An 18,139-nucleotide genomic window follows, 5' to 3' on the forward strand; every position below is an offset into this window, starting at 1 on the left:
TGGCAGAAAGCATAAAGCTTAAAGCTTTATGCTTTCTGCTAACATTATTTATTTCTCATCAAGGTCCTGATTTTGCTACAGGCTGGCATGGTGGTTAAATACCCGTTGTCCGTAATATAGGTAAACACCATGCCGGTTATTTTCTTATTGCGGTTCACCCAGGGATGACTACCAAATAGCCCGGGGCTACTGTTTTCAATTAATACATCATTGGTAGTGGTCACATCCCGCCAGTTACCGATACCATATATGCCTTTGGAATTAAGCAACACCGGCGGATAAGGAGAATACGCGAAGGTAGTAGCTGCATTTGTTTGTGGCTGTTCCATGGCAGCAATTGCCGCTGCTGATAAAATTCGTTGCCCGTTGGCAGCCACTCCATTATTCATGATCATATACAGGAAACGCATATAATCATCCGGGGAACTGTTAACGCCTCCGGCTATCTTCGGATTGGCGCCAATACCGAAATCTGTGTGGGCCATGCCCAATGGCGTAAACAACTTTTCATCTGCCAACACTTTCCAGCTTTTGCCAGACACCACTTCACATATGCGACCAGCAATTTGCATACTTACACCGCCATAATAGAAAGTGGAACCCGGTATATATTGCAGGGGCACGTTGGCCGCAATATTATTGGTGGCAGCTTCCAGGGTAGTGAGTACTACCGACTCATATCCCTGGGTAGAGGTACCCGGGAAACCCGAGGTATGGGAAAACAGCTGGGCAATCGTCACCCCTCCTTTGTGGTAAGTAGTAAAAATGGGCAGGTATTTGCCAATCGTATCTGACAACCGCAATTTCCCATCATCCACCAGGCTCATCAAAACGGCAGCAGACAACCACTTGGAGCAGGAAGCGATGGGTCTGACGGTACTACCATCAAATCCACCAAATCCTTTGGAGTACACTGTTTTTCCATCTACCTGGATGACCGTATAACATTTGCCGCCAAACGATGTCGTAACCGCACTCGTTAGTACACTGTCAATATCAGCGTATCCATTACTAACAATCGTTGGGGATTTGTCTTTCGTACAGCTGAAAATGCCTAAAGCCGTGACGCAGCTCAACAGGTAGCCGGAGAATAGATTTCTTTTCATGATATAAATGAAGTTAAACCAAAGCAAGTTCAACAATTCAACGTCCGATTGATATGTTAAATTGCGATCATGATAAAATATAGTAACGTACTTTTTGACCTGGATGGTACCTTAACCGATCCCAAAAAAGGGATCACGAAGTCTGTGCAATATGCACTGGCTAAAGCAGGCATCGAAGAAACAGACCTGGACCGGCTGCTTCCTTTTATCGGTCCTCCGCTACACGAGTCGTTTATGGAATATTATTCTTTCACCGAAGCCCAGGCCTGGGAAGCGGTAGACGCCTACCGGGAGTATTTTAAAGTCAATGGTATTTACGAAAATGAACGCTATGAGGGGATACCAGCGCTCCTCACCCGTTTACAGCAACAGGGGCGCCGCTTATTTGTGGCTACTTCCAAACCATCTGTTTTTGCCAACACCGTGATGCAGCATTTTGAACTGGCACCTTATTTTACCGCAGTTTATGGCAGTGAACTGGATGGCACCCGCGCCGATAAAGGAGCATTAATCCGCTATGTACTTGACACAGAAAATTTAACACCGGCAAACACCATTATGATCGGCGACCGTAAACACGATATTATCGGCGCGCAGAAAAATAACATTGCCTCTATCGGCGTAGGCTACGGATATGGTAGTACGAAAGAGTTGACTGCTGCCGCCCCGGATTTTATATTCCAGACTGTAGCGGAGTTAAGTACGGCTTTTTCCTGAGAAAAAAGATCATAACCGATCCTTTGCCCATCGTTCTTCTTACCATGAACTCGTTTTATGCCAGCGGGTTGCGGGATCACGACATGAATCATTAAAATATCCGTAATTTGGCAGCGGCAAAAAAAATATCCAATGAAGGACCAATCCGGTGAGTCGTTAGTGAGTGTTATTATTGTGACCTATAACGCAGATGACTATATCGGCGAATGTTTGGCAAGCATTGCACAACAAACCGCAAAAAATATTGAAGTAGTAGTAGTGGATGGTGGCAGCACGGACGATACCATGGCGATTGTAAAATCAGCAAGGCTACCGTTGTTGCAGTGGGTCAGTGAACCCGACCGGGGCATCTATGATGCCATGAATAAAGGTATCCGGATGGCCAAAGGTAACTACCTCTATTTCCTTGGAGCAGATGATCGCTTAAAACCCGGCTTCAGTGAACTGATCACCCACCTGGCAGATGACCATACCGTTTATTATGGTAACAGCGATGGCTTCGTAGATAAAGGCGAGCTACCCTATATCCTGATACAGGGCAGTTTTAGCGCTTACCGGCTGGCAAAATTGTGTATCAATCACCAGTCAATTATTTACCCCAAAGCAGTTTTTGAAAAATATACCTATGACCTGCGTTATAAGGTAAATGCGGATTATGCCCTGAACATGGCGGTGTGGGGCGACAAGCAATTTAAAAAACAGCACTACCCTATTACCATCGTGTTATATAACCTGTCAGGGTTTTCTTTCTTTACCAAAGACCTGGTATTTGAGCAGGACAAGTTAGCCCTGATCCGTGAAAGATTAGGCTGGTGGCCATATGCACGGCTAATGATCAAACATTACAAAGCCAAGATGCGACGCGCTGGTAAAAAATAGCTGTTGGCGGTTAGCGGTTAGCTTTTAGTAAATGCAGCGAAGGGCAATATCTTATAGCCTCCGCTGCATCTGGACCGTGCTTTTTGAGCCATTGACGCCATTGTTGCCTGGTTTTGGCATAAAATACTTCCTGGCCTTTGTTGGTTTCCCTGGTGCAGCAGGGTTATAGATTTGCTTTAGCGGCCAGTATTTCCAGGTAATGTTTATTCGTCATAATACCGAGTATATTTCCAAAAGGATCTGTCACAGAAGCGGTCACGAAAGCGCCTTTTCCGCCGCTACGGTCAGTAATATCATCATATAATCTGGCGCCGGCAGCGATCAGGCGGTCCAGGGTGCCTTTCAGATCATCTACGTGCCAGTAAGCTATAGCGCCGGCCCCAGGTGTAGCAGCTCCTTCCGGGGCATATTTGCTATCAATGATACCCAGTTCGTGCTGGTAATCCCCGATCCGAAACTCCGTATAACCGGGAACGTTAAAGTAGGGTTCCATGCCCAGGAAGTCCGCATACCATTTCCTGGCGGCTTCCAGGTCTGCTGCGTAAAAGCTGATAGTTGCCAGGCCGCGTAATACCGATGACTCTTTCATTTTTCCGGGTTTTTATGGGTTTAAAAGAATTGTACTGTTTTGTTTGATAAGTCAAAGGTATTTCGGGGGTATGACAACCTTATGTCAGCAGTGATTTACTATTTCAAAAAAAGTTTAGTGGCCTGATTTAAGCTCCCGGGCATAGGTCCTTATTTGTAGGGAAGATGGATTCAGTACCTTGACTTCCACCCCGGTGGCGGTCAGCAAGCCGGTTTGCAGATGCCGTTTAAACACCACAATATTACCGCTGCGCTGATTGGCTACCAGCAAAAATTTGCCTGTCGGATCAATGACAAAATTCCTGGGATGTACGCCAAGGGTAGCTGTTTGTCCTATTTTAGTCAGCGTTCCCTGTTTCGGATGAATGGCGTAAATAAAAATCATATTGGCATCTTCCCGGGTGGAGGCATATAAGAATTTACCATCGGGGGAGATGTGAATGTCGGCGCTGTTATAGTCATCCGCAGGTGCTGGCAGGTGTGCGCTGATGCGCTGCAGGCTATCCAGTTGCCCGTGATGATAGCGATAGACCATTACCATACCGCTTATTTCATTGATGCAGTAAGCGTAAGGCAAGGTAGGATGAAACGTAAGATGACGGGGGCCGCTACCGGGAGCAGTAGCTGCGTAAGGTTGCGCAGCAGGTTGCAAAGGCGCGGATGGATCGGACGAAAGTTCGTATGCCCTGATTTTGTCTGCGCCCAGGTCCGGGAAAAATGCATAGTGGTCATCCGGCGCAAACAGGGCGGCGTGCACATGCGAGCTGCGTTGCCGGGGTAAAATGCTGCTATCCTGAAACGTGATGGTTTGACTGGCGGGTGCAATATCCCCGTTTTCCAGCAACGGGAAAATGGACAGGCTGCCGCCGCTGTAATTAGCACAGAGCAGCCAGTTCCCCGCCTTATTGACACCTACGTAAGCGGGATTATCGCCGCCGCTGTTCTGGCGACTGAGCAATGTCAGTGTTTCCCGGGTACTGTCGAATGCCAGGCTGCTGACACCTCCTATATTGGGCGTTTGTGCTTCCGAGCAGGCATAAATATATTTACCATTGGGCGATATGGTCAGATAAGAAGGATTCAGGATACCTTTCATGGCGTATACGGGCTGCAGGGCGCCGGTATGATCGTTGAAGCGATACAGGTATACCCCCTCTTTTTCTTTATCGCGGTTATAGCTGCCTACAAAGAGATAAGACTGCTGGGCATTAACCAGCAATCCTGCGAATAATGCGGTCACAACAAGACAACAACGTTTACGAAACACGGGCTATGGTTTTAATCATGAAATGAACTCACAAGATAATCATCTCCCGAAAAAATAATAACAGACAAATGTGCGGGTTATTATTTTTTCGGGAGCCTTGTTACTCATGGTAAAACCATACTACCCCAGCCAGTAAAGAAACAGCGCGTCCTTAGCGGATCAACCCTTTTTAGTAAGTAAATCGTCCAAGCTCCATTTAAACCTGGAAACGCCGGAAAGCACAAAACCAGCCCCCACAAAAACAAATACCGGATATTTGAATGGGGCATGAATGTTTAAAAACAGGGCCATACAGATGCCAAAGGTGGCCGTCAGTATTGCGCTGCCAAACGCCACCTGTTTGGTTTTGAACCCTACAATCAAACAAATTCCAAAAAGCGCTTCTGCAATGGAAGCGAGGGCCGCGGCTACATTCACCAAAGGCTTATTCAAAAAGGGGAGTATCGTTGCTGTGTAGTCAGTAAAATGAGTCCAGTCGCCCCATGCCACCTCGGCTGATCCCGGCATACCGAGCATACCAAGCCTGTCCATTACCGGTAAAATAAAACCCAGTCCTAATGCCAGCCGCAAAATTAATTGAGGATATCCCATTGAGTCTTTCATATTTTTCAATTTTGTATACAAAAGTATCACCAAAGTTAATAGCTATGGGGGACCAGATTTTATTTAACGAGGGGACCAGTTTCGTTTTAATCATCTCCCGGAAAAATAATAATAGACAAATTTGTCTATTATTATTTTTCTGACTAGCTTTGATGGATCATGGCAAGACCAGGTAATCCAAAGGAAAAGATCATGGCCACTGCGGGCCGCCTGTTTTATGAGCAGGGCTACAACGCCACCGGCATCAACCAGGTATTGGAAGAAGCCGGCGTTGCCAAAGCGAGTCTTTACAGCCACTTTGGCTCCAAGGAAGAACTGGGATTGGCTTACCTGAAAGAAGCCAGGGCACAATGGTTTGCGGCCATTACCGCCGTAGTGGAACAGAAAACGGATCCGGCAGAACGCCTGCTGGCCGCTTTTGATTTCCTGGAGAAGCAGTTGCCGTTACAGCATTTCAAAGGTTGCCGCTTTATTAATATACTGGCGGAAATCGGCGATTTTCAACCGGATATGCAGCAACAGGTACTGGAACACAAGCGGAAATTGAGGCGCTACCTGCATCAGCTGCTCTCCGCTATTCCCGGCCAGGCGGCTGCCGGCACGGCAGATAGCATTTACCTGCTTTTTGAAGGCGCCATCGTGGAAAGTAAAGTATACAAAGAAATATGGCCGGTAAAAACGGCTAAAAAAATGGTGAAACGGCTGATAGCGCCGGAATAATATTATCCGCTCACCACCGCCCTATTTTTCAGCACCCGTAGCTACGGGTAATTTTTTAAACTTATTATAGACAAATTTGTCTATAACCAACGATCTAAACTATGCAAACAATGTCACCACTCTCTCTTACGGAAGCCCCTGCAGCGGCGCAACCCGTACTGGCCCAGGTAAATCGTATGATGGGCCGCGTCCCTAACATGTTCAGTGTAATGGCCAATTCACCTGCCGCACTGGAGGCTTATACCCAATTGAGCAATGCGCTTCGCAAAGGCACCCTGGGCGCTCCCATGGCCGAAAGAATAGCCCTTGCCTCCGCAGCGTACAACGGCTGCAACTATTGCCTGGCCGCACATACCTTTACCGGTGCTAAAGCCGGCTTATCGGAAGCCGAACTGCTGGATGCCAGGAACATGCAATCCTCCGATCCAAAAGTGAATGCGGGCCTCGCATTTACCCGTCAGCTGTTAGCATCGCCCCATAGCCTGTCTCCCAATGATGTACAGGCACTACAGGAAGCCGGGTACACCAATGGCGAAGTCCTGGAAATCATCGGCAACGTAGTACGCAATATCTTCAGCAACTATGTGAACGTGGTAGCCGCCACCCCGGTCGACTGGCCCGCTGTTACTCACCCTTTAAACACTACCACCCATGAGAACTGATAATATTACCGTATTACTGGATTTGCCTTTTGAAACGGCACTGTCGCAGGCCAGAAGCGCCATTACCGAAAACGGGTTCCTGCTGCTACATGAAATCAATCCACAGGCCATCCTGGCAACCCAGCAAATAGTCATCGGACCGGTGCGGCAACTGCTGTTCTTCCACCCGGTATATATGAAACAGTTGCTGGACCGGGACCCCACGGCGGTAATCGAAGTGCCCCTGAAGCTGGTGCTGCGGGCAACCGATAAAGGTACTACCCTTAGCTATTTCCACCCGGGAGTTCACTTTCAGGGCTATGAAGGCCTGGAAGCACTGGGAAAAGAATTACATGTAAAAGTGGAACTCATAGTGGCACAGCTCCGGAAAACGGCCTAAAAAAATCTTTTTTGTAAGGATATCGGTTTGCTGACGTCTAATAAACGAACAAACGTGGATACGGCTTTAAATCCGTAAATTTAGGTACGCTTATCAATCGTCAAAAAAGATGAAACCAATATTTCTTTTAACACTGATCCTGGCTTCGCAGATTGCCTGCCATAGCCAGACGGGCAATAAAGAACCAATGGAAAAGAACCCATATTACTCCCGGACAGACACCAGAAAACTGCATGTTACCAATGCAGAATGGAAAAAAGTATTGCCCCCAGACCTTTACGCCGTAGCCAGGGAAGCCGCTACCGAAAGACCCTTCACCGGCAAATACTGGGATGCAGATGTAAAAGGCAGCTACTATTGCGCAGTATGCGGTAATCCCCTGTTTCGTTCGGATGCCAAGTTCGCCAGCTCCTGTGGCTGGCCCAGCTTCTTCGAACCACTGAGGGCCAACAGCGTCATATATAAAGAAGATAATTCCCTGGGCATGCAACGCACCGAAGTACTCTGTGAACGTTGCGGTTCCCACCTCGGACATATCTTCGATGATGGCCCCCCGCCTACGCACAAACGGTTTTGCATGAACTCTGTTTCAATGGACTTTGAACCCGATCCGGGAGCGCGGTGATTTGAGGAGCAGAAAGCAGAAAGGATAAAGCAAAAAGCTATTATAGCGATTGATCAATACGATTATTAATACGCTCTGATCAATCGCTATAATAGCTTTTTGCTTTATCCTTTCTGCTTTCTGCTTTGTTTACAGGTGCTCCAGCGTTTATGCCTTCTGCTTTACAAAATGCTCCAGGAACGCCTTTCCAAAATCAGAAGCGTCCAGCCGCCTGTTTAGGTTACGCTTAAAAGGGCGGTAGCATCCCATAGGACCAATTCTCATCAGGTGATAAAAGGGACGGCTCAGGTCCTGGGAATTGGCCAGTATAATAAAGCTGAGATCTTTCTCCGGAACCTTTACAAAAAGCGCAGAGTAGCCCGTCCACCAACCAGTATGCCATACCACCTTTATGCCTTTATAGTAGCCGACAAACCAGCCTAACCCATATTGAATACGTTTCCCTTTTGGCGTAACGTAAGGTGTAAATACCTGTTTCCAGGTGGTATCCTGCAGGAATTTCCCGGCATCAATGGCATTGGAATAAACACCTAAATCGGCTACGGTACTCATAATTCCGGCTGCCGGTCCAAACCCGTAATTAAATGTAATGGGAACGAGTTGTTGGTGTTGCCAGTCGTATGGTTTGGCCACCCGCTGCATAAATGCCGCCTTGTCATACCCTGTGAGGGCGAAGTTCAGGCTGTCGTCTGTACTGGGTGCGGTATTTTTGAGCGACAATGGCCGCACAATTTCCTTCATGAGCAACTCCCCAAACGATTCGCCGGAGGCCTGCTCAATAGCTTTGCCCAACTGCTGATACCAGGCACCATTGTAACGAAATTTATAGCCGGGTTTGAAACCATTGAAGGTAGTTCCCATAGCCGTATGCGTTAGCAGGTGCTTAATTTTGATTTTCGGATCACTTCCCCAGCGGGCGCCCAGGTTAATCTTGTATTTGCTGATGGGATCATCCAGGCTGATTTTTCCAGTCTCTACCTGCTGCATGAGGATAATGGAGCCAAATGTTTTGGTCACAGAGGCCACCTGGTAAATGGTATTTTCATCGGGTGCCACCTGGCGTTCCCTGTCGGCATAGCCAAATCCCTTTTTCCATACCAGCTGCTGCCCATTCATGATCCCCACCGAAATACCTGGGATATGATAGCGCGCTCTCAGCAGCGCTATTTTCTTTTCAAATGCGGCGACGTTGGCAGCACACCATACACTGTCAGTTGGCGTAACTTTAGCAACTACTGCCGGAGTATGGGTACTCCGGCAGGAAAAAAATAAAACTAAAAGTAGTGGATACAATCCCTGGCGAAAGGAGTTGGAGCAATTGATCATGCGGGTAACGATTTCTCACAAAGCTGCCTATTCACAAGGATTTCACCTACTCATATCCTGATTTGAGCAAACATAAAAACGGATTTGACTACATTTTCACTGCTCCTTTTCTGAATTCGGAGGGCGACATGCCGGTATGCTGTTTGAACACCCGCTGGAAAGTAGCGGAGGAACTAAACCCACAATCGTACGCTAACCCGGCAAAAGTCAGTTGCGCCGCATCCGCCTGCAATACTTTCTCTTTAAACAGGTTTACGCGATAACCATTTACGTACTCGTTGAAATTTTTACCGAGATGTTGATTCAATACCGCTGATATTGTTTTGGGAGACAACCCGGTATGTTCTGCTACCTGCTGCAGGTTAAGCCCGGTATCCAGGTACAGGCGGTCTTCTTCCATGGCTTTTTTCAGGGAAACCAGCGCAACATCAACCGTCCCCGCTGGCAATACCGTGTCTGATTTTTTATCGGTTACCAGTTGTTGATATGAAATGATATAACCACGGATACCCAGCCAGTAGATCAATAAGGTCATCGGTATATAAATCGGGTACCAGTCGAGGCTATCCAATACCACGTCCGTATAACGCGGAATCACGTAAGGAACCAGGTACAGCAACCATACAGCGGTAAAAGCAGCCATCCCCAGGGCAAATTGCCGTAACCAGGATAATCCCGGTGTAGCTTTTCCGGCAGCCTGGTAACGTGCCAGGTATTTAAGGGAAAGATAGGTATATATAGCTACCGACAGCCACCGGGGAATATCTGAGTAAACGTTATAGGTATCGATAAAAATTATCCAGGGACCGGGCACATTCTTAATCATATTGGTTAATACGCCGGTAACAAAAATTAACGCAGCCACCGGCGCAACAAGATCAATCACCACCGGCAGGAATTGTAACCGCTCCCGGCGGCCCAACCTGAAACCAGGTTCCAGGAAAGCGCGGATATAAAAATACATCAGCGGACCGAACAGCATGCCGGTAATTAACGGCACAAAGTTGGACAAAAACACCAGCCAGGGCGAACCGAACCAATCTTTGAAAGCGGCATACACCCCAAAACTGGCCATGGCCATCAGTAAAATAAAAGTACCCAACAGCCGGTTGGCAAACCGGTTATTCGGTGCAAAAAAAAGCAATACAGTTACGATAATACCTTGTATCGTTCCTAAGAGAATAATCGTTTGTAATAATCCTTTCATGTGCGTACTGATCCGGAAAACAAAATAAGCTAAAATTGCTTTGCGTCCACACGCATTGATCGTTTCATCAATAGTTTCCTTACTTTAGATATCTCACCCAATCCTTTAAATATCAGTCAAATGGGACATCGCACTTACCTGATTAAATCAAGCCCGGATACCGCTGTGGTGCTGTTTGAAGCGAATAACTTCCTCCCGTTTTTCTGGCTGACCCTTATTGGGGAAGAAGATGTAAAGCGAGCGGAATCTGCCATGAGAAAAAGATTCACCGCGATACAGGAAACGGATGAGGATAACTTCCCACCAGAGTATTCAAATATCCGGGTGCTTAAAGAAGATGCCCTCGGCAATGCCGACCTGCATAGCGAATTCCTGGAAGAAAACTACCCGGAGATCATGCCACTCTACCGCGGCTTTATCACCTTCCTTGATAAGAATACGACCGACCTGGATGCACTGGAGCTCGATGTTTTTGCCTTATCCGGCTTTAACGATATAGACACTTTACTAGAACATATCAAGACAGACCTTAACGCCCTGCTATTGGATGAACCTGAAAAAATAAGCGGGTATTTTAGTGACGGAGAGATCACCACCCTCATTGGATACGGCGATTTTCTGGGAGCAGATGCCAACCAATATAAATACAAACCAACGCATCGCCCACAGCCGGTAAAAGCCAACCCAGTACCTACTAAAAAGCCAAGCATACCCGGCGCCATTGGCACCATCGGTATCGGCATTGCTTTTTTGTATATTCCTTACCGGGGTTACCATAAAGAGGGTATTAGCTTTACGGTATCCTTTTGTTTGTTGGTGGCACTGGTGGTGATATACATGGGTATTAAGCAGCTGCTGGGAGCTATCCGCAAATAGTTAAAAAAACTTCTCTACCGTCAACCCGTAGTTCATCAACAGGTTTTCCCGGTCCGTACGATTTACTTTGTTGTAAGTCATAGCCGCTGTAATACTCAACCAGGAACGGAGTTTCACAGACAGGCTGTTATTACATTTTATAATATAGTCGTCACCGTGAATAAGTGAGTTTTGTATATAGTTAGATCCTTCCAGTACCACCATATTAATGATTACCCATTTGTAAGACACCCGCAGGGAGTTACGCACGGTTTGATAAACATCCGGAATCGTATCTTTCAGGTAAAGATTGCTGGCTTCAAAAAGCACTCCATCGCTCAGGTTCAGGGTAGCCTGCGGATGATGGATCACGTCGTAGGCAATACCGCCACCAGCCTGGAAACGGCTGTTGATTTTTAACGAGTAGCTTTTTTCGAAATTGGCGAGTCCCCAGTAATAAAACTTCTTCTCACCCCGGTACACGCTTACATCCATGCCAGTCCACACATCGTTGTTGGTCATGCTGTGATCCTGCTTACCATATACATAACTGGCGCCGGTATTCATGGTCAGCCGCTTCTTGCTGATTTTAAAGCCCAGGTTATTATTTAGTAAGAAAGAATTTCCGTTGTTGGTTCTGTTGATCGATCCGGTAGACGCATATTTCATATAATAATGCACCGAGTCGCTGAATTGCGCGGAGCTGGTCAAACAATAACATAACAACAATAATAGTAAAGCTATTCTCCTCATGATCAGGTATTAAAATGCAATTCCCCGCTGCACAATTAACGTGCCTGAAGAATTTGTCCTGGATTAATGATAGGTATGTTATGCTCAAAACGTTCGCTGTCGCTGTTATTACCATTGGCAGTGTTGCTGACATTAGTGCTGTCGCTGTTCATTGGTCGTCTTATTGATAGCATTGTGAGGTGGTTCCTTAAAAAACCGACCCGTTAACATAAAAAAACAACAAATTTTAGAGATCTTAGTTGGCCTGTCGCCCTCGTAGAGAACGACATCCATATTGCTATCACCACGTAAAACAACGATATGTCATCAAGAAGAAATTTCCTGTTACAAACCGCCCTGGGCATGGCAGCCACTACTATGGCGCCTTTCACAGCCACGGCCGCCCTCACCGGCCACAAAGAAAAAGGAACACTCGCCGTAGGCATGGCCGGTTATACCTTTGCCAAATTTGACCTGGACCAGGCCATTGCCATCATGAACCGGGTGAATATTACGAACATCTCTGTAAAGGATATCCATCTCCCCTTAAACAGTACACCAGAGAAAATACAGGAAGTGCTGGGGAAATTTACCGCTGCCGGCATTAAAGTATATGCGGTAGGCGTTATCTATATGAAAACAAAAAAAGCAGTAGATGAAGCCTTTGAATATGCCAAACGCGTAGGTGTACCGCTGATTGTAGGCGTACCTACACCGGAACTACTGGACTATACAGAAGAAAAAAATCAAAGCCTATAATATCCGCCTCGCCGTACATAACCACGGCCCGGAAGATGCCCTCTATCCTGGTCCCAAAAACGCCTATGACCTCATCAAAAACCGGGACCCGCGCCTGGGACTTTGCCTGGATATTGGTCATGCGATGCGCGCCGGCGAAGAACCTTCCAAAGCTATCCTGGCGTACAACAACCGGATCTTCGACCTCCATATCAAAGACGTGAGCGCTGCCGCCAAAGATGCCAAAGCCATTGAAATAGGCAGAGGGGTGATTGACTTTAAAAAACTGGTGACGGCGCTGGACAGCATTCGCTACGAGGGTGTATGCAGTATCGAATATGAAAAAGACATGAGTGATCCACTACCGGGAATTGCTGAATCAGCGGGCTTTTTCAGGGGTGTGATCCGCACGGTCAACAGCTGAACTATTTTGTGAGCCGGGAGAATATGGTTAAATTAATGCTCTATTTTCTCACGCTCAAAATAGCTTTACGATGCAAATAACAGTTTACCTGCAGGCATTGGGCGGCAAACTCCTTGGCCCCAATGCCTGGAATCCCGGCTACAATTCCATCACAGTATCCATTAATGTAGCTGGCACCACTTACCCCTTTAGCTACAACGCCAGCAGTAGTATCGATGATGGTAATATTACCCCATTTGTAGCCAGCAGTACCCCTTACCTGCTGCCGATTATTACACCAAACAATACCAATGGCGGACAAGTAGATTACCTCGCCACCGATAGTAACTCCGTATGTGGCACCTGCTATCTTAACCTGCCGGCCAATATTACAGCAATGACGCCCGCTACCATTACGGCTTCCATTCCTTATCCCGGCAGTAATACTCCCATCACTATTACACAGCAGGTCGCCTTATTACCTTCTTACGCGGAATATAGCTTTACCCTGATCGTACCCGGTTTACTGCTGGAGCCTAATCCCACCCCATCAGGTCAGGCGTCTGTATTTGTAAAAATGATGTGTGGATGCCCGATCACCGTGAATTCTTATAAAAGTTTCTGGGTGCCGGACGATTTTGTGGTCACCGCCAATGTAACACTTACATCCGGCCAGATAATACCTTTTAACATGGGCTTTGATACATTCAACAATGACTCCTCCTTTACACTTGACCTGGAAACCGGACCATATACCAGCATCTATTATACCGCGCAGCAGTTGAGTACCGGTAATTACGGGTCTCTGCTGGTGCCGGGGTCCTGACATTAAAAAGGGACTGCCTCCTTACGGAGACAGCCCCTTCGATTCATCATCTATCTACCTACTTAACGTTTACATTGTTGGCGGGTGCATCGTCCCGTACTTCTTCACTGGCAACCGTTACCAGCGTATCACCGGCATTCAGTTCCCCGAATACTTCGGTTTTCCCTTTTTCGGTACGACCCGTCGTTACTGGTATCCATTTTGTTTTTTTGTTTTGTATTCTCACCACGTATACGCCTTTCGTTGAATTCAGTACAGCCGTAGTCGGTACCAGGAAGTTGCTGGCATTACCGGTCAGCGGGATGGCTACTTCTGCCACCATACCCGGTAACAGGGATTTATCATTATTGGCTACGTCAATTTCAATGTGTTGGGCGCGGAGCTTACGATCCAGCGCACCGGCCAGGCGGATTACTTTTCCTTTAAATTGTTTATCTGCCAGTGATCTCACGGTAAAATCCACTTCGCTCTGGTTGTTCAGGTAGCTGGTATAAGCTTCTGGTACACTCACTACCAGTCTCAGTTTCTTTTGTTCCTGTAAAGTGAAGATGGGCATTTCAGAGCCTTTACCGGAAGGACCTACATAGGCGCCGGCGCTCACGTTACGGGCAGTAATCACGCCACTGAACGGGGCGCGTATTTCCAGGTAATTCCGGTTATCACCTATTTCGCGGTGGGCGGCCCTGGCGGCGTCCAGCTGTGCCAGGTCCGATTTCTGGCGGGCAAATGCCACGTCCAGGTCGTTCTGGGAAATGGTACCGGGTGTTTTACTGGTTTCCAGCAGGCGGTCGTAAGTAGCTTTGCTGGATAAATAAATGGCCTCCTGCGACTTCAGCCGGGACTCTGCACCAGATAATTGTGAATTAATCTCCGGCGCTTCCATGGTCACTAATAATTGCCCGGCGGCCACCTCGCTGCCGACGTCCACATTCATCTTTTTAACGAAGCTGCTCACTTTCGCGTAGAGGTCTACCTGCTGGAAAGCCACCAGCTCTCCGGGAATTTGTATAGAAGAAGAAAGACTGCCTTTCTCCAGGGAGAAGACGTCCAGCGGGGGCGCTGTTTCAGTTGCGGATGGGTCTTTTCCTTCTTTGGCGCCGGAGGAGCTACAACTCTGTAGTCCTACAGTGAGCATCATTGCTGATAATAAAGGAAAGGTGATACGGAAACCGCTGTTCATAAAATATATTTTAATAGAAATTAGATGATTATGCTTTTTCGTCTGAAGGAATGTAATGCACACTTTCTTCATCTCTCGGATGCAGTGACACACTCTGTGTACCTGCTTTACCTTGTCCCCAGGCAAAAGCCAGCGGCAAGATAAACAATGCTGCGAAGGTAGATGCTACGAGGCCTCCGACCACCGCACGTCCCAGCGGCGACGACTGATCACCGGCTTCTCCCAAACCGCTGGCCATCGGGATCATACCTACCACCATGGCTAATGCCGTCATGAGAATAGGACGTAAACGCAGCGCTGCCGCTTCCGTGGCGGATAACAACGCATCGCCGTTATGTTTGCGCAACTGCTCTGCGTTGGTGATCAACAATACCGCGTTGGAAATAGACACCCCTACCGACATAATCATGCCCATGTAAGACTGCAAATTTAAAGTAGACCGGCACAACATCAGCAATGCCAGCGAACCTAATAATACTGCTGGTACCGTTGCCAGCACCACCGCGGATACTTTGAACGACTGGAAGTTAGCTGCCAGCATCAGGAAAATTACGACGATGGCTACCACCAGACCACCCTGCAGGCTATCCAGCGTTTCGGTGAGTGTGCTGCTCAAACCAATGAGTTCCACATTTAAACCACGGGGTAATTTACCCATGGCGGCAATGGCTTTCTTCACGTCAGTAGACGCCGTACCGAGGTCTTTGTTATTCAGGTTAGCCGTTACCGTTAGTGTAGGCATGGCACCGAGGTTATCGGCTTCCCCGTAAGTAGTGTCGGTAGTCATGGCGGCCACGTCGCCCAGTATGGGGCGGGAGGTGTTTTTCAACAGCGGGATTTCTCCTACCTGCTCTTTGCTGGCCATTTTATTTTCCGGCACCTGTACCTGTACGCTATAGCTATATCCTGCCTTTTCATCTACCCATACATTCTTTTCCGTCAGGCGGGAAGACGAGGTAGACGCCACCAGGGAGCGGGATACATCGCTCATATCTACACCCAGTTGGGCGGCGCGGACACGGTCTACGTTGATATTGAGCGCCGGGTATTTAATAGATTGACCAATCTGCACGTCGCGGAGATAATTGATTTTCTTCAGCTCATCTACCATGATCTGTGCATACTTTTCATTCTGCTTTTTATCGCGGCCGGAAAAGCGCACCTCTACTGGTGTAGGCGACCCCTGGCTGAGAATTTTATCCGTCAGTTCAATCGGTTCAAAAGATAATTTCATTTGCGGGTCAATGCTTTTGGCGCGCGCACGGATCTTATCTTTTAATTCATCCAGGTTAGTTTTATAGTGTTCGCTGAGGGTCACCTGCAACACCGCTTCATGCGGCCCGGCCATCCAAAGGAAGATAGGGCTGATGGAAAACAGTTGCGGGTGCATCCCTACGTAAGCAGAGGTGATATCAACATTCCCTTTTCCCACAATACCTTTGATGCCATCGAGCAGTTGAAGCGTTTTGGCTTCGGTGATTTCAATACGGGTGCCATCGGGTATACGCATTCTCACCTGGAACTGGCTTCCATTTACTTTCGGTAATACGTCGCGTCCAATGGTGCTGAGGAGCAGCGCCACCACGGCGCACACAACTACCAGGTAGCCAATTACGATCGGGCGGCGATAAGGCATCATCCGGCCAATAAAGCGCAGGTAGCGGCGCCGCAGCTTTTCAAAGCCACTCACCTTTCCATCGCGGTTGCTATCGGCGCGTTCTACCAATATTTTCTTCTGTTCCCAGGTATCGTGTTCTCCGGCGCCTGCCAGGCCACATGCCGCAAATTCTTCGGCATCCGACATATTGGTGCCATCTGCTTTTTTGTGGTGTTTTCCTTTCATCACCCAGTTAGCCATCACCGGTACAAAAGTTTGCGCCAGGAAGTAAGAGATGATCATACTAAAACCAATGGCCAGGGCCAGCGGCAGGAACAGTGAACCAGGGATACCACCCATGGTAAATGCCGGGGCAAATACTGCAAGGATACAGAAGAGGATCAGCAATTTCGGGAAGGCAATTTCCTGGCAGGCATCCCAGATGGCCAGGGCCTTGGGTTTGCCCATATCCAGATGCTGGTGGATATTTTCAATCGTCACCGTACTTTCATCTACCAGGATACCAATGGCCAGCGCCAATCCGCTCAGGGTCATGATATTGATGGTTTGTCCGAACAGGTTCAGGAACAGTACCGCCGAAATGATAGATGTTGGAATGGTCAGGATTACAATCATCGCCCCTCTTGGATCCCCGAGGAAGAGCAGTACCATGAGACCGGTGAGAATGGCCCCGATAGTACCTTCGGTGAGTAAGCTCTTCACGGAGTTGATTACGTAGGTGGACTGATCAAATTCGTAGCTCAGCTTCACATCTTCCGGTAGCTGGGCCTGCATTTTAGGAATAGATTTTTTCAGGTTTTGTACCACTTCCCAGGTGGACGCATCCGCGCTTTTGGCGATACTCAGGTATACAGAACGCCGCCCGTTTACCAATGCATAACCAGCAGTAACGTCTGCGCCGTCTTCTACGGTCGCCACATCCCGCAGATACAGATTTTGTACATCTCCCTTAAACAACGGGATATTTTCAAAATCCTTGATAGAGCGGATAGTGGTATTGGCGGAAGCGATATAGTTATTGTCGCCGATGCGCACATTCCCGGAAGGAGCGGTCTGGTTATTCAGGCGCATCGCTTCCACCAGCTGATCGGGTGTCATGTTGTGCTGGCGCAGCAACACCGGGTCTGCTTTGATCACCACGGTACGCACGTTCCCACCAAAGGGCGGGGAAGCCACCAGGCCGGGGATAGAGGTAAACGACGAACGCACATACACATTCGCCATATCGAGTAATTCGTTGTTGCTGCGTTTATCACTGCTCAATACCAGTTGCCCTACCGGCAACGTGGAGGCATCAAAGCGAATGATAAACGGCGGATTGGAGCCAGGTGGAAACGCCGCCTGTATCCTGTTGGAAAACGCGCTGACCTCCGCTGCTGCCTGGGCCATGTTGGTGCCGGGATAGAAGTTGATCTTCATCAGCGTGAGGCCCTGGATATTCTTGGTTTCAATGCTTTTGATCCCGTTTACAAACAGGAATATGTTGATGTATTGTTTGGCAAAGAAGGCTTCCATTTGCACAGGCGTATACCCGCCAAAAGGGTGCGATACATAGAGTACCGGCATGTCCAGCTTAGGAAAGATGTCGATCTTAATCGTATTGACCGCTTTTATCCCGAAGAAGAACAGGCCGGCAACAAGTACCAGTATGGTAATAGGTTTTTTTAGTGCGAAACTGATTAAGTTCATAATAACGACGTGTTGATAA

The 18,139-nt window shown here is 47.9% G+C and carries 20 protein-coding genes; 10 read left to right on the forward strand and 10 right to left on the reverse strand.

Annotation, left to right across the window (positions count from 1 at the left end; translation table 11 throughout):
* Positions 1 to 44: 44 nt before the first annotated feature.
* Positions 45 to 1,106 (reverse strand): serine hydrolase, encoded by a 1,062-nt coding sequence (locus tag AC5ZC7_RS15745; RefSeq protein ID WP_496157967.1) that lies wholly within the window; start codon positions 1,104 to 1,106, stop codon positions 45 to 47.
* Positions 1,107 to 1,175: 69 nt separating this feature from the next.
* Here AC5ZC7_RS15745 and AC5ZC7_RS15750 point away from each other — a divergent pair, with 69 nt between their 5' ends.
* Both AC5ZC7_RS15750 and AC5ZC7_RS15755 read left to right on the forward strand, forming a co-directional pair.
* Positions 1,176 to 1,823, forward strand: coding sequence for an HAD hydrolase-like protein (locus AC5ZC7_RS15750; RefSeq protein WP_496157966.1), 648 nt, complete (start codon positions 1,176 to 1,178; stop codon positions 1,821 to 1,823).
* Between the two features lie 132 nt (positions 1,824 to 1,955).
* Positions 1,956 to 2,702, forward strand: a complete 747-nt coding sequence (locus tag AC5ZC7_RS15755) for a glycosyltransferase (RefSeq protein WP_496157965.1) — start codon at positions 1,956 to 1,958, stop codon at positions 2,700 to 2,702.
* Positions 2,703 to 2,865: 163 nt separating this feature from the next.
* Here AC5ZC7_RS15755 and AC5ZC7_RS15760 read toward each other — a convergent pair whose 3' ends face one another.
* From AC5ZC7_RS15760 to AC5ZC7_RS15770, 3 genes are all read right to left on the reverse strand, one after another.
* Positions 2,866 to 3,291, reverse strand: coding sequence for a VOC family protein (locus AC5ZC7_RS15760; RefSeq protein WP_496157964.1), 426 nt, complete (start codon positions 3,289 to 3,291; stop codon positions 2,866 to 2,868).
* Positions 3,292 to 3,405: 114 nt separating this feature from the next.
* Positions 3,406 to 4,530 carry a beta-propeller fold lactonase family protein gene (locus AC5ZC7_RS15765; RefSeq protein WP_496157963.1) on the reverse strand — a complete coding sequence of 375 codons (1,125 nt, stop codon included), beginning with the start codon at positions 4,528 to 4,530 and terminating at the stop codon, positions 3,406 to 3,408.
* A gap of 186 nt (positions 4,531 to 4,716) precedes the next feature.
* Positions 4,717 to 5,160: a hypothetical protein gene (locus AC5ZC7_RS15770; protein ID WP_496157962.1), complete on the reverse strand. Its 444-nt coding sequence runs from the start codon at positions 5,158 to 5,160 to the stop codon at positions 4,717 to 4,719.
* A gap of 159 nt (positions 5,161 to 5,319) precedes the next feature.
* On the opposite strand from AC5ZC7_RS15770, the gene AC5ZC7_RS15775 reads away from it, so the two are divergent.
* The 4 genes from AC5ZC7_RS15775 (at position 5,320) to msrB (ending at position 7,546) form a co-directional block, all read left to right on the forward strand.
* Complete coding sequence (locus AC5ZC7_RS15775) at positions 5,320 to 5,880, forward strand: TetR family transcriptional regulator (RefSeq protein ID WP_496157961.1); 561 nt, start codon at positions 5,320 to 5,322, stop codon at positions 5,878 to 5,880.
* 110 nt (positions 5,881 to 5,990) lie between these two features.
* On the forward strand, positions 5,991 to 6,542 hold the full coding sequence (locus AC5ZC7_RS15780; protein WP_496157960.1) for a carboxymuconolactone decarboxylase family protein: 552 nt from the start codon (positions 5,991 to 5,993) through the stop codon (positions 6,540 to 6,542).
* Entirely contained in the window at positions 6,532 to 6,921 is a 390-nt protein-coding gene (locus AC5ZC7_RS15785) for a DUF302 domain-containing protein (RefSeq protein WP_496157959.1), read from the forward strand. Before AC5ZC7_RS15780 ends, AC5ZC7_RS15785 begins: the two co-directional genes overlap by 11 nt.
* Positions 6,922 to 7,030: 109 nt before the next feature.
* Positions 7,031 to 7,546: a peptide-methionine (R)-S-oxide reductase MsrB gene (msrB, locus tag AC5ZC7_RS15790; RefSeq protein ID WP_496157958.1), complete on the forward strand. Its 516-nt coding sequence runs from the start codon at positions 7,031 to 7,033 to the stop codon at positions 7,544 to 7,546.
* A 147-nt stretch (positions 7,547 to 7,693) separates the two neighbouring features.
* Here msrB and AC5ZC7_RS15795 read toward each other — a convergent pair whose 3' ends face one another.
* Positions 7,694 to 8,872, reverse strand: a complete 1,179-nt coding sequence (locus AC5ZC7_RS15795) for a serine hydrolase (RefSeq protein WP_496157957.1) — start codon at positions 8,870 to 8,872, stop codon at positions 7,694 to 7,696.
* An 88-nt stretch (positions 8,873 to 8,960) separates the two neighbouring features.
* Entirely contained in the window at positions 8,961 to 10,079 is a 1,119-nt protein-coding gene (locus tag AC5ZC7_RS15800) for a helix-turn-helix domain-containing protein (RefSeq protein ID WP_496157956.1), read from the reverse strand.
* A 120-nt stretch (positions 10,080 to 10,199) separates the two neighbouring features.
* Between AC5ZC7_RS15800 and AC5ZC7_RS15805 the strand changes: the two genes are divergently transcribed.
* Positions 10,200 to 10,955: a hypothetical protein gene (locus AC5ZC7_RS15805; RefSeq protein WP_496157955.1), complete on the forward strand. Its 756-nt coding sequence runs from the start codon at positions 10,200 to 10,202 to the stop codon at positions 10,953 to 10,955.
* On the opposite strand, the gene AC5ZC7_RS15810 is transcribed toward AC5ZC7_RS15805, so the two are convergent.
* Together AC5ZC7_RS15810 and AC5ZC7_RS15815 are read right to left on the reverse strand one after the other, a co-directional pair.
* Positions 10,956 to 11,687 (reverse strand): DUF481 domain-containing protein, encoded by a 732-nt coding sequence (locus tag AC5ZC7_RS15810; RefSeq protein ID WP_496157954.1) that lies wholly within the window; start codon positions 11,685 to 11,687, stop codon positions 10,956 to 10,958.
* A 35-nt stretch (positions 11,688 to 11,722) separates the two neighbouring features.
* Positions 11,723 to 11,860 (reverse strand): hypothetical protein, encoded by a 138-nt coding sequence (locus AC5ZC7_RS15815; RefSeq protein WP_496157953.1) that lies wholly within the window; start codon positions 11,858 to 11,860, stop codon positions 11,723 to 11,725.
* A 127-nt stretch (positions 11,861 to 11,987) separates the two neighbouring features.
* Here AC5ZC7_RS15815 and AC5ZC7_RS15820 point away from each other — a divergent pair, with 127 nt between their 5' ends.
* From AC5ZC7_RS15820 to AC5ZC7_RS15830, 3 genes are all read left to right on the forward strand, one after another.
* On the forward strand, positions 11,988 to 12,425 hold the full coding sequence (locus AC5ZC7_RS15820) for a hypothetical protein (RefSeq protein WP_496157952.1): 438 nt from the start codon (positions 11,988 to 11,990) through the stop codon (positions 12,423 to 12,425).
* 1 nt (position 12,426) lies between these two features.
* On the forward strand, positions 12,427 to 12,828 hold the full coding sequence (locus tag AC5ZC7_RS15825) for a sugar phosphate isomerase/epimerase family protein (RefSeq protein ID WP_511911600.1): 402 nt from the start codon (positions 12,427 to 12,429) through the stop codon (positions 12,826 to 12,828).
* 70 nt (positions 12,829 to 12,898) lie between these two features.
* Positions 12,899 to 13,633: a hypothetical protein gene (locus tag AC5ZC7_RS15830; protein ID WP_496157951.1), complete on the forward strand. Its 735-nt coding sequence runs from the start codon at positions 12,899 to 12,901 to the stop codon at positions 13,631 to 13,633.
* Between the two features lie 58 nt (positions 13,634 to 13,691).
* Here AC5ZC7_RS15830 and AC5ZC7_RS15835 read toward each other — a convergent pair whose 3' ends face one another.
* Together AC5ZC7_RS15835 and AC5ZC7_RS15840 are read right to left on the reverse strand one after the other, a co-directional pair.
* Positions 13,692 to 14,813, reverse strand: coding sequence for an efflux RND transporter periplasmic adaptor subunit (locus AC5ZC7_RS15835; RefSeq protein ID WP_496157950.1), 1,122 nt, complete (start codon positions 14,811 to 14,813; stop codon positions 13,692 to 13,694).
* A 28-nt stretch (positions 14,814 to 14,841) separates the two neighbouring features.
* Complete coding sequence (locus tag AC5ZC7_RS15840) at positions 14,842 to 18,120, reverse strand: efflux RND transporter permease subunit (protein WP_496157949.1); 3,279 nt, start codon at positions 18,118 to 18,120, stop codon at positions 14,842 to 14,844.
* Positions 18,121 to 18,139: the final 19 nt, after the last annotated feature.

This window comes from Chitinophaga sp. 9-1-y (assembly GCF_059511905.2).

What these genes read in the sequence shown, in the direction of transcription:
- AC5ZC7_RS15745 (WP_496157967.1), bottom strand. Translation starts at nt 1,106, where the DNA reads ATGAAAAGAAATCTATTCTCCGGCTACCTGTTGAGCTGCGTCACGGCT.
- AC5ZC7_RS15750 (WP_496157966.1), top strand. Translation starts at nt 1,176, where the DNA reads ATGATAAAATATAGTAACGTACTTTTTGACCTGGATGGTACCTTAACC.
- AC5ZC7_RS15755 (WP_496157965.1), top strand. Translation starts at nt 1,956, where the DNA reads ATGAAGGACCAATCCGGTGAGTCGTTAGTGAGTGTTATTATTGTGACC.
- AC5ZC7_RS15760 (WP_496157964.1), bottom strand. Translation starts at nt 3,291, where the DNA reads ATGAAAGAGTCATCGGTATTACGCGGCCTGGCAACTATCAGCTTTTAC.
- AC5ZC7_RS15770 (WP_496157962.1), bottom strand. Translation starts at nt 5,160, where the DNA reads ATGAAAGACTCAATGGGATATCCTCAATTAATTTTGCGGCTGGCATTA.
- AC5ZC7_RS15775 (WP_496157961.1), top strand. Translation starts at nt 5,320, where the DNA reads ATGGCAAGACCAGGTAATCCAAAGGAAAAGATCATGGCCACTGCGGGC.
- AC5ZC7_RS15780 (WP_496157960.1), top strand. Translation starts at nt 5,991, where the DNA reads ATGTCACCACTCTCTCTTACGGAAGCCCCTGCAGCGGCGCAACCCGTA.
- AC5ZC7_RS15785 (WP_496157959.1), top strand. Translation starts at nt 6,532, where the DNA reads ATGAGAACTGATAATATTACCGTATTACTGGATTTGCCTTTTGAAACG.
- msrB (WP_496157958.1), top strand. Translation starts at nt 7,031, where the DNA reads ATGAAACCAATATTTCTTTTAACACTGATCCTGGCTTCGCAGATTGCC.
- AC5ZC7_RS15795 (WP_496157957.1), bottom strand. Translation starts at nt 8,872, where the DNA reads ATGATCAATTGCTCCAACTCCTTTCGCCAGGGATTGTATCCACTACTT.
- AC5ZC7_RS15800 (WP_496157956.1), bottom strand. Translation starts at nt 10,079, where the DNA reads ATGAAAGGATTATTACAAACGATTATTCTCTTAGGAACGATACAAGGT.
- AC5ZC7_RS15805 (WP_496157955.1), top strand. Translation starts at nt 10,200, where the DNA reads ATGGGACATCGCACTTACCTGATTAAATCAAGCCCGGATACCGCTGTG.
- AC5ZC7_RS15810 (WP_496157954.1), bottom strand. Translation starts at nt 11,687, where the DNA reads ATGAGGAGAATAGCTTTACTATTATTGTTGTTATGTTATTGTTTGACC.
- AC5ZC7_RS15815 (WP_496157953.1), bottom strand. Translation starts at nt 11,860, where the DNA reads ATGCTATCAATAAGACGACCAATGAACAGCGACAGCACTAATGTCAGC.
- AC5ZC7_RS15820 (WP_496157952.1), top strand. Translation starts at nt 11,988, where the DNA reads ATGTCATCAAGAAGAAATTTCCTGTTACAAACCGCCCTGGGCATGGCA.
- AC5ZC7_RS15830 (WP_496157951.1), top strand. Translation starts at nt 12,899, where the DNA reads ATGCAAATAACAGTTTACCTGCAGGCATTGGGCGGCAAACTCCTTGGC.
- AC5ZC7_RS15835 (WP_496157950.1), bottom strand. Translation starts at nt 14,813, where the DNA reads ATGAACAGCGGTTTCCGTATCACCTTTCCTTTATTATCAGCAATGATG.
- AC5ZC7_RS15840 (WP_496157949.1), bottom strand. Translation starts at nt 18,120, where the DNA reads ATGAACTTAATCAGTTTCGCACTAAAAAAACCTATTACCATACTGGTA.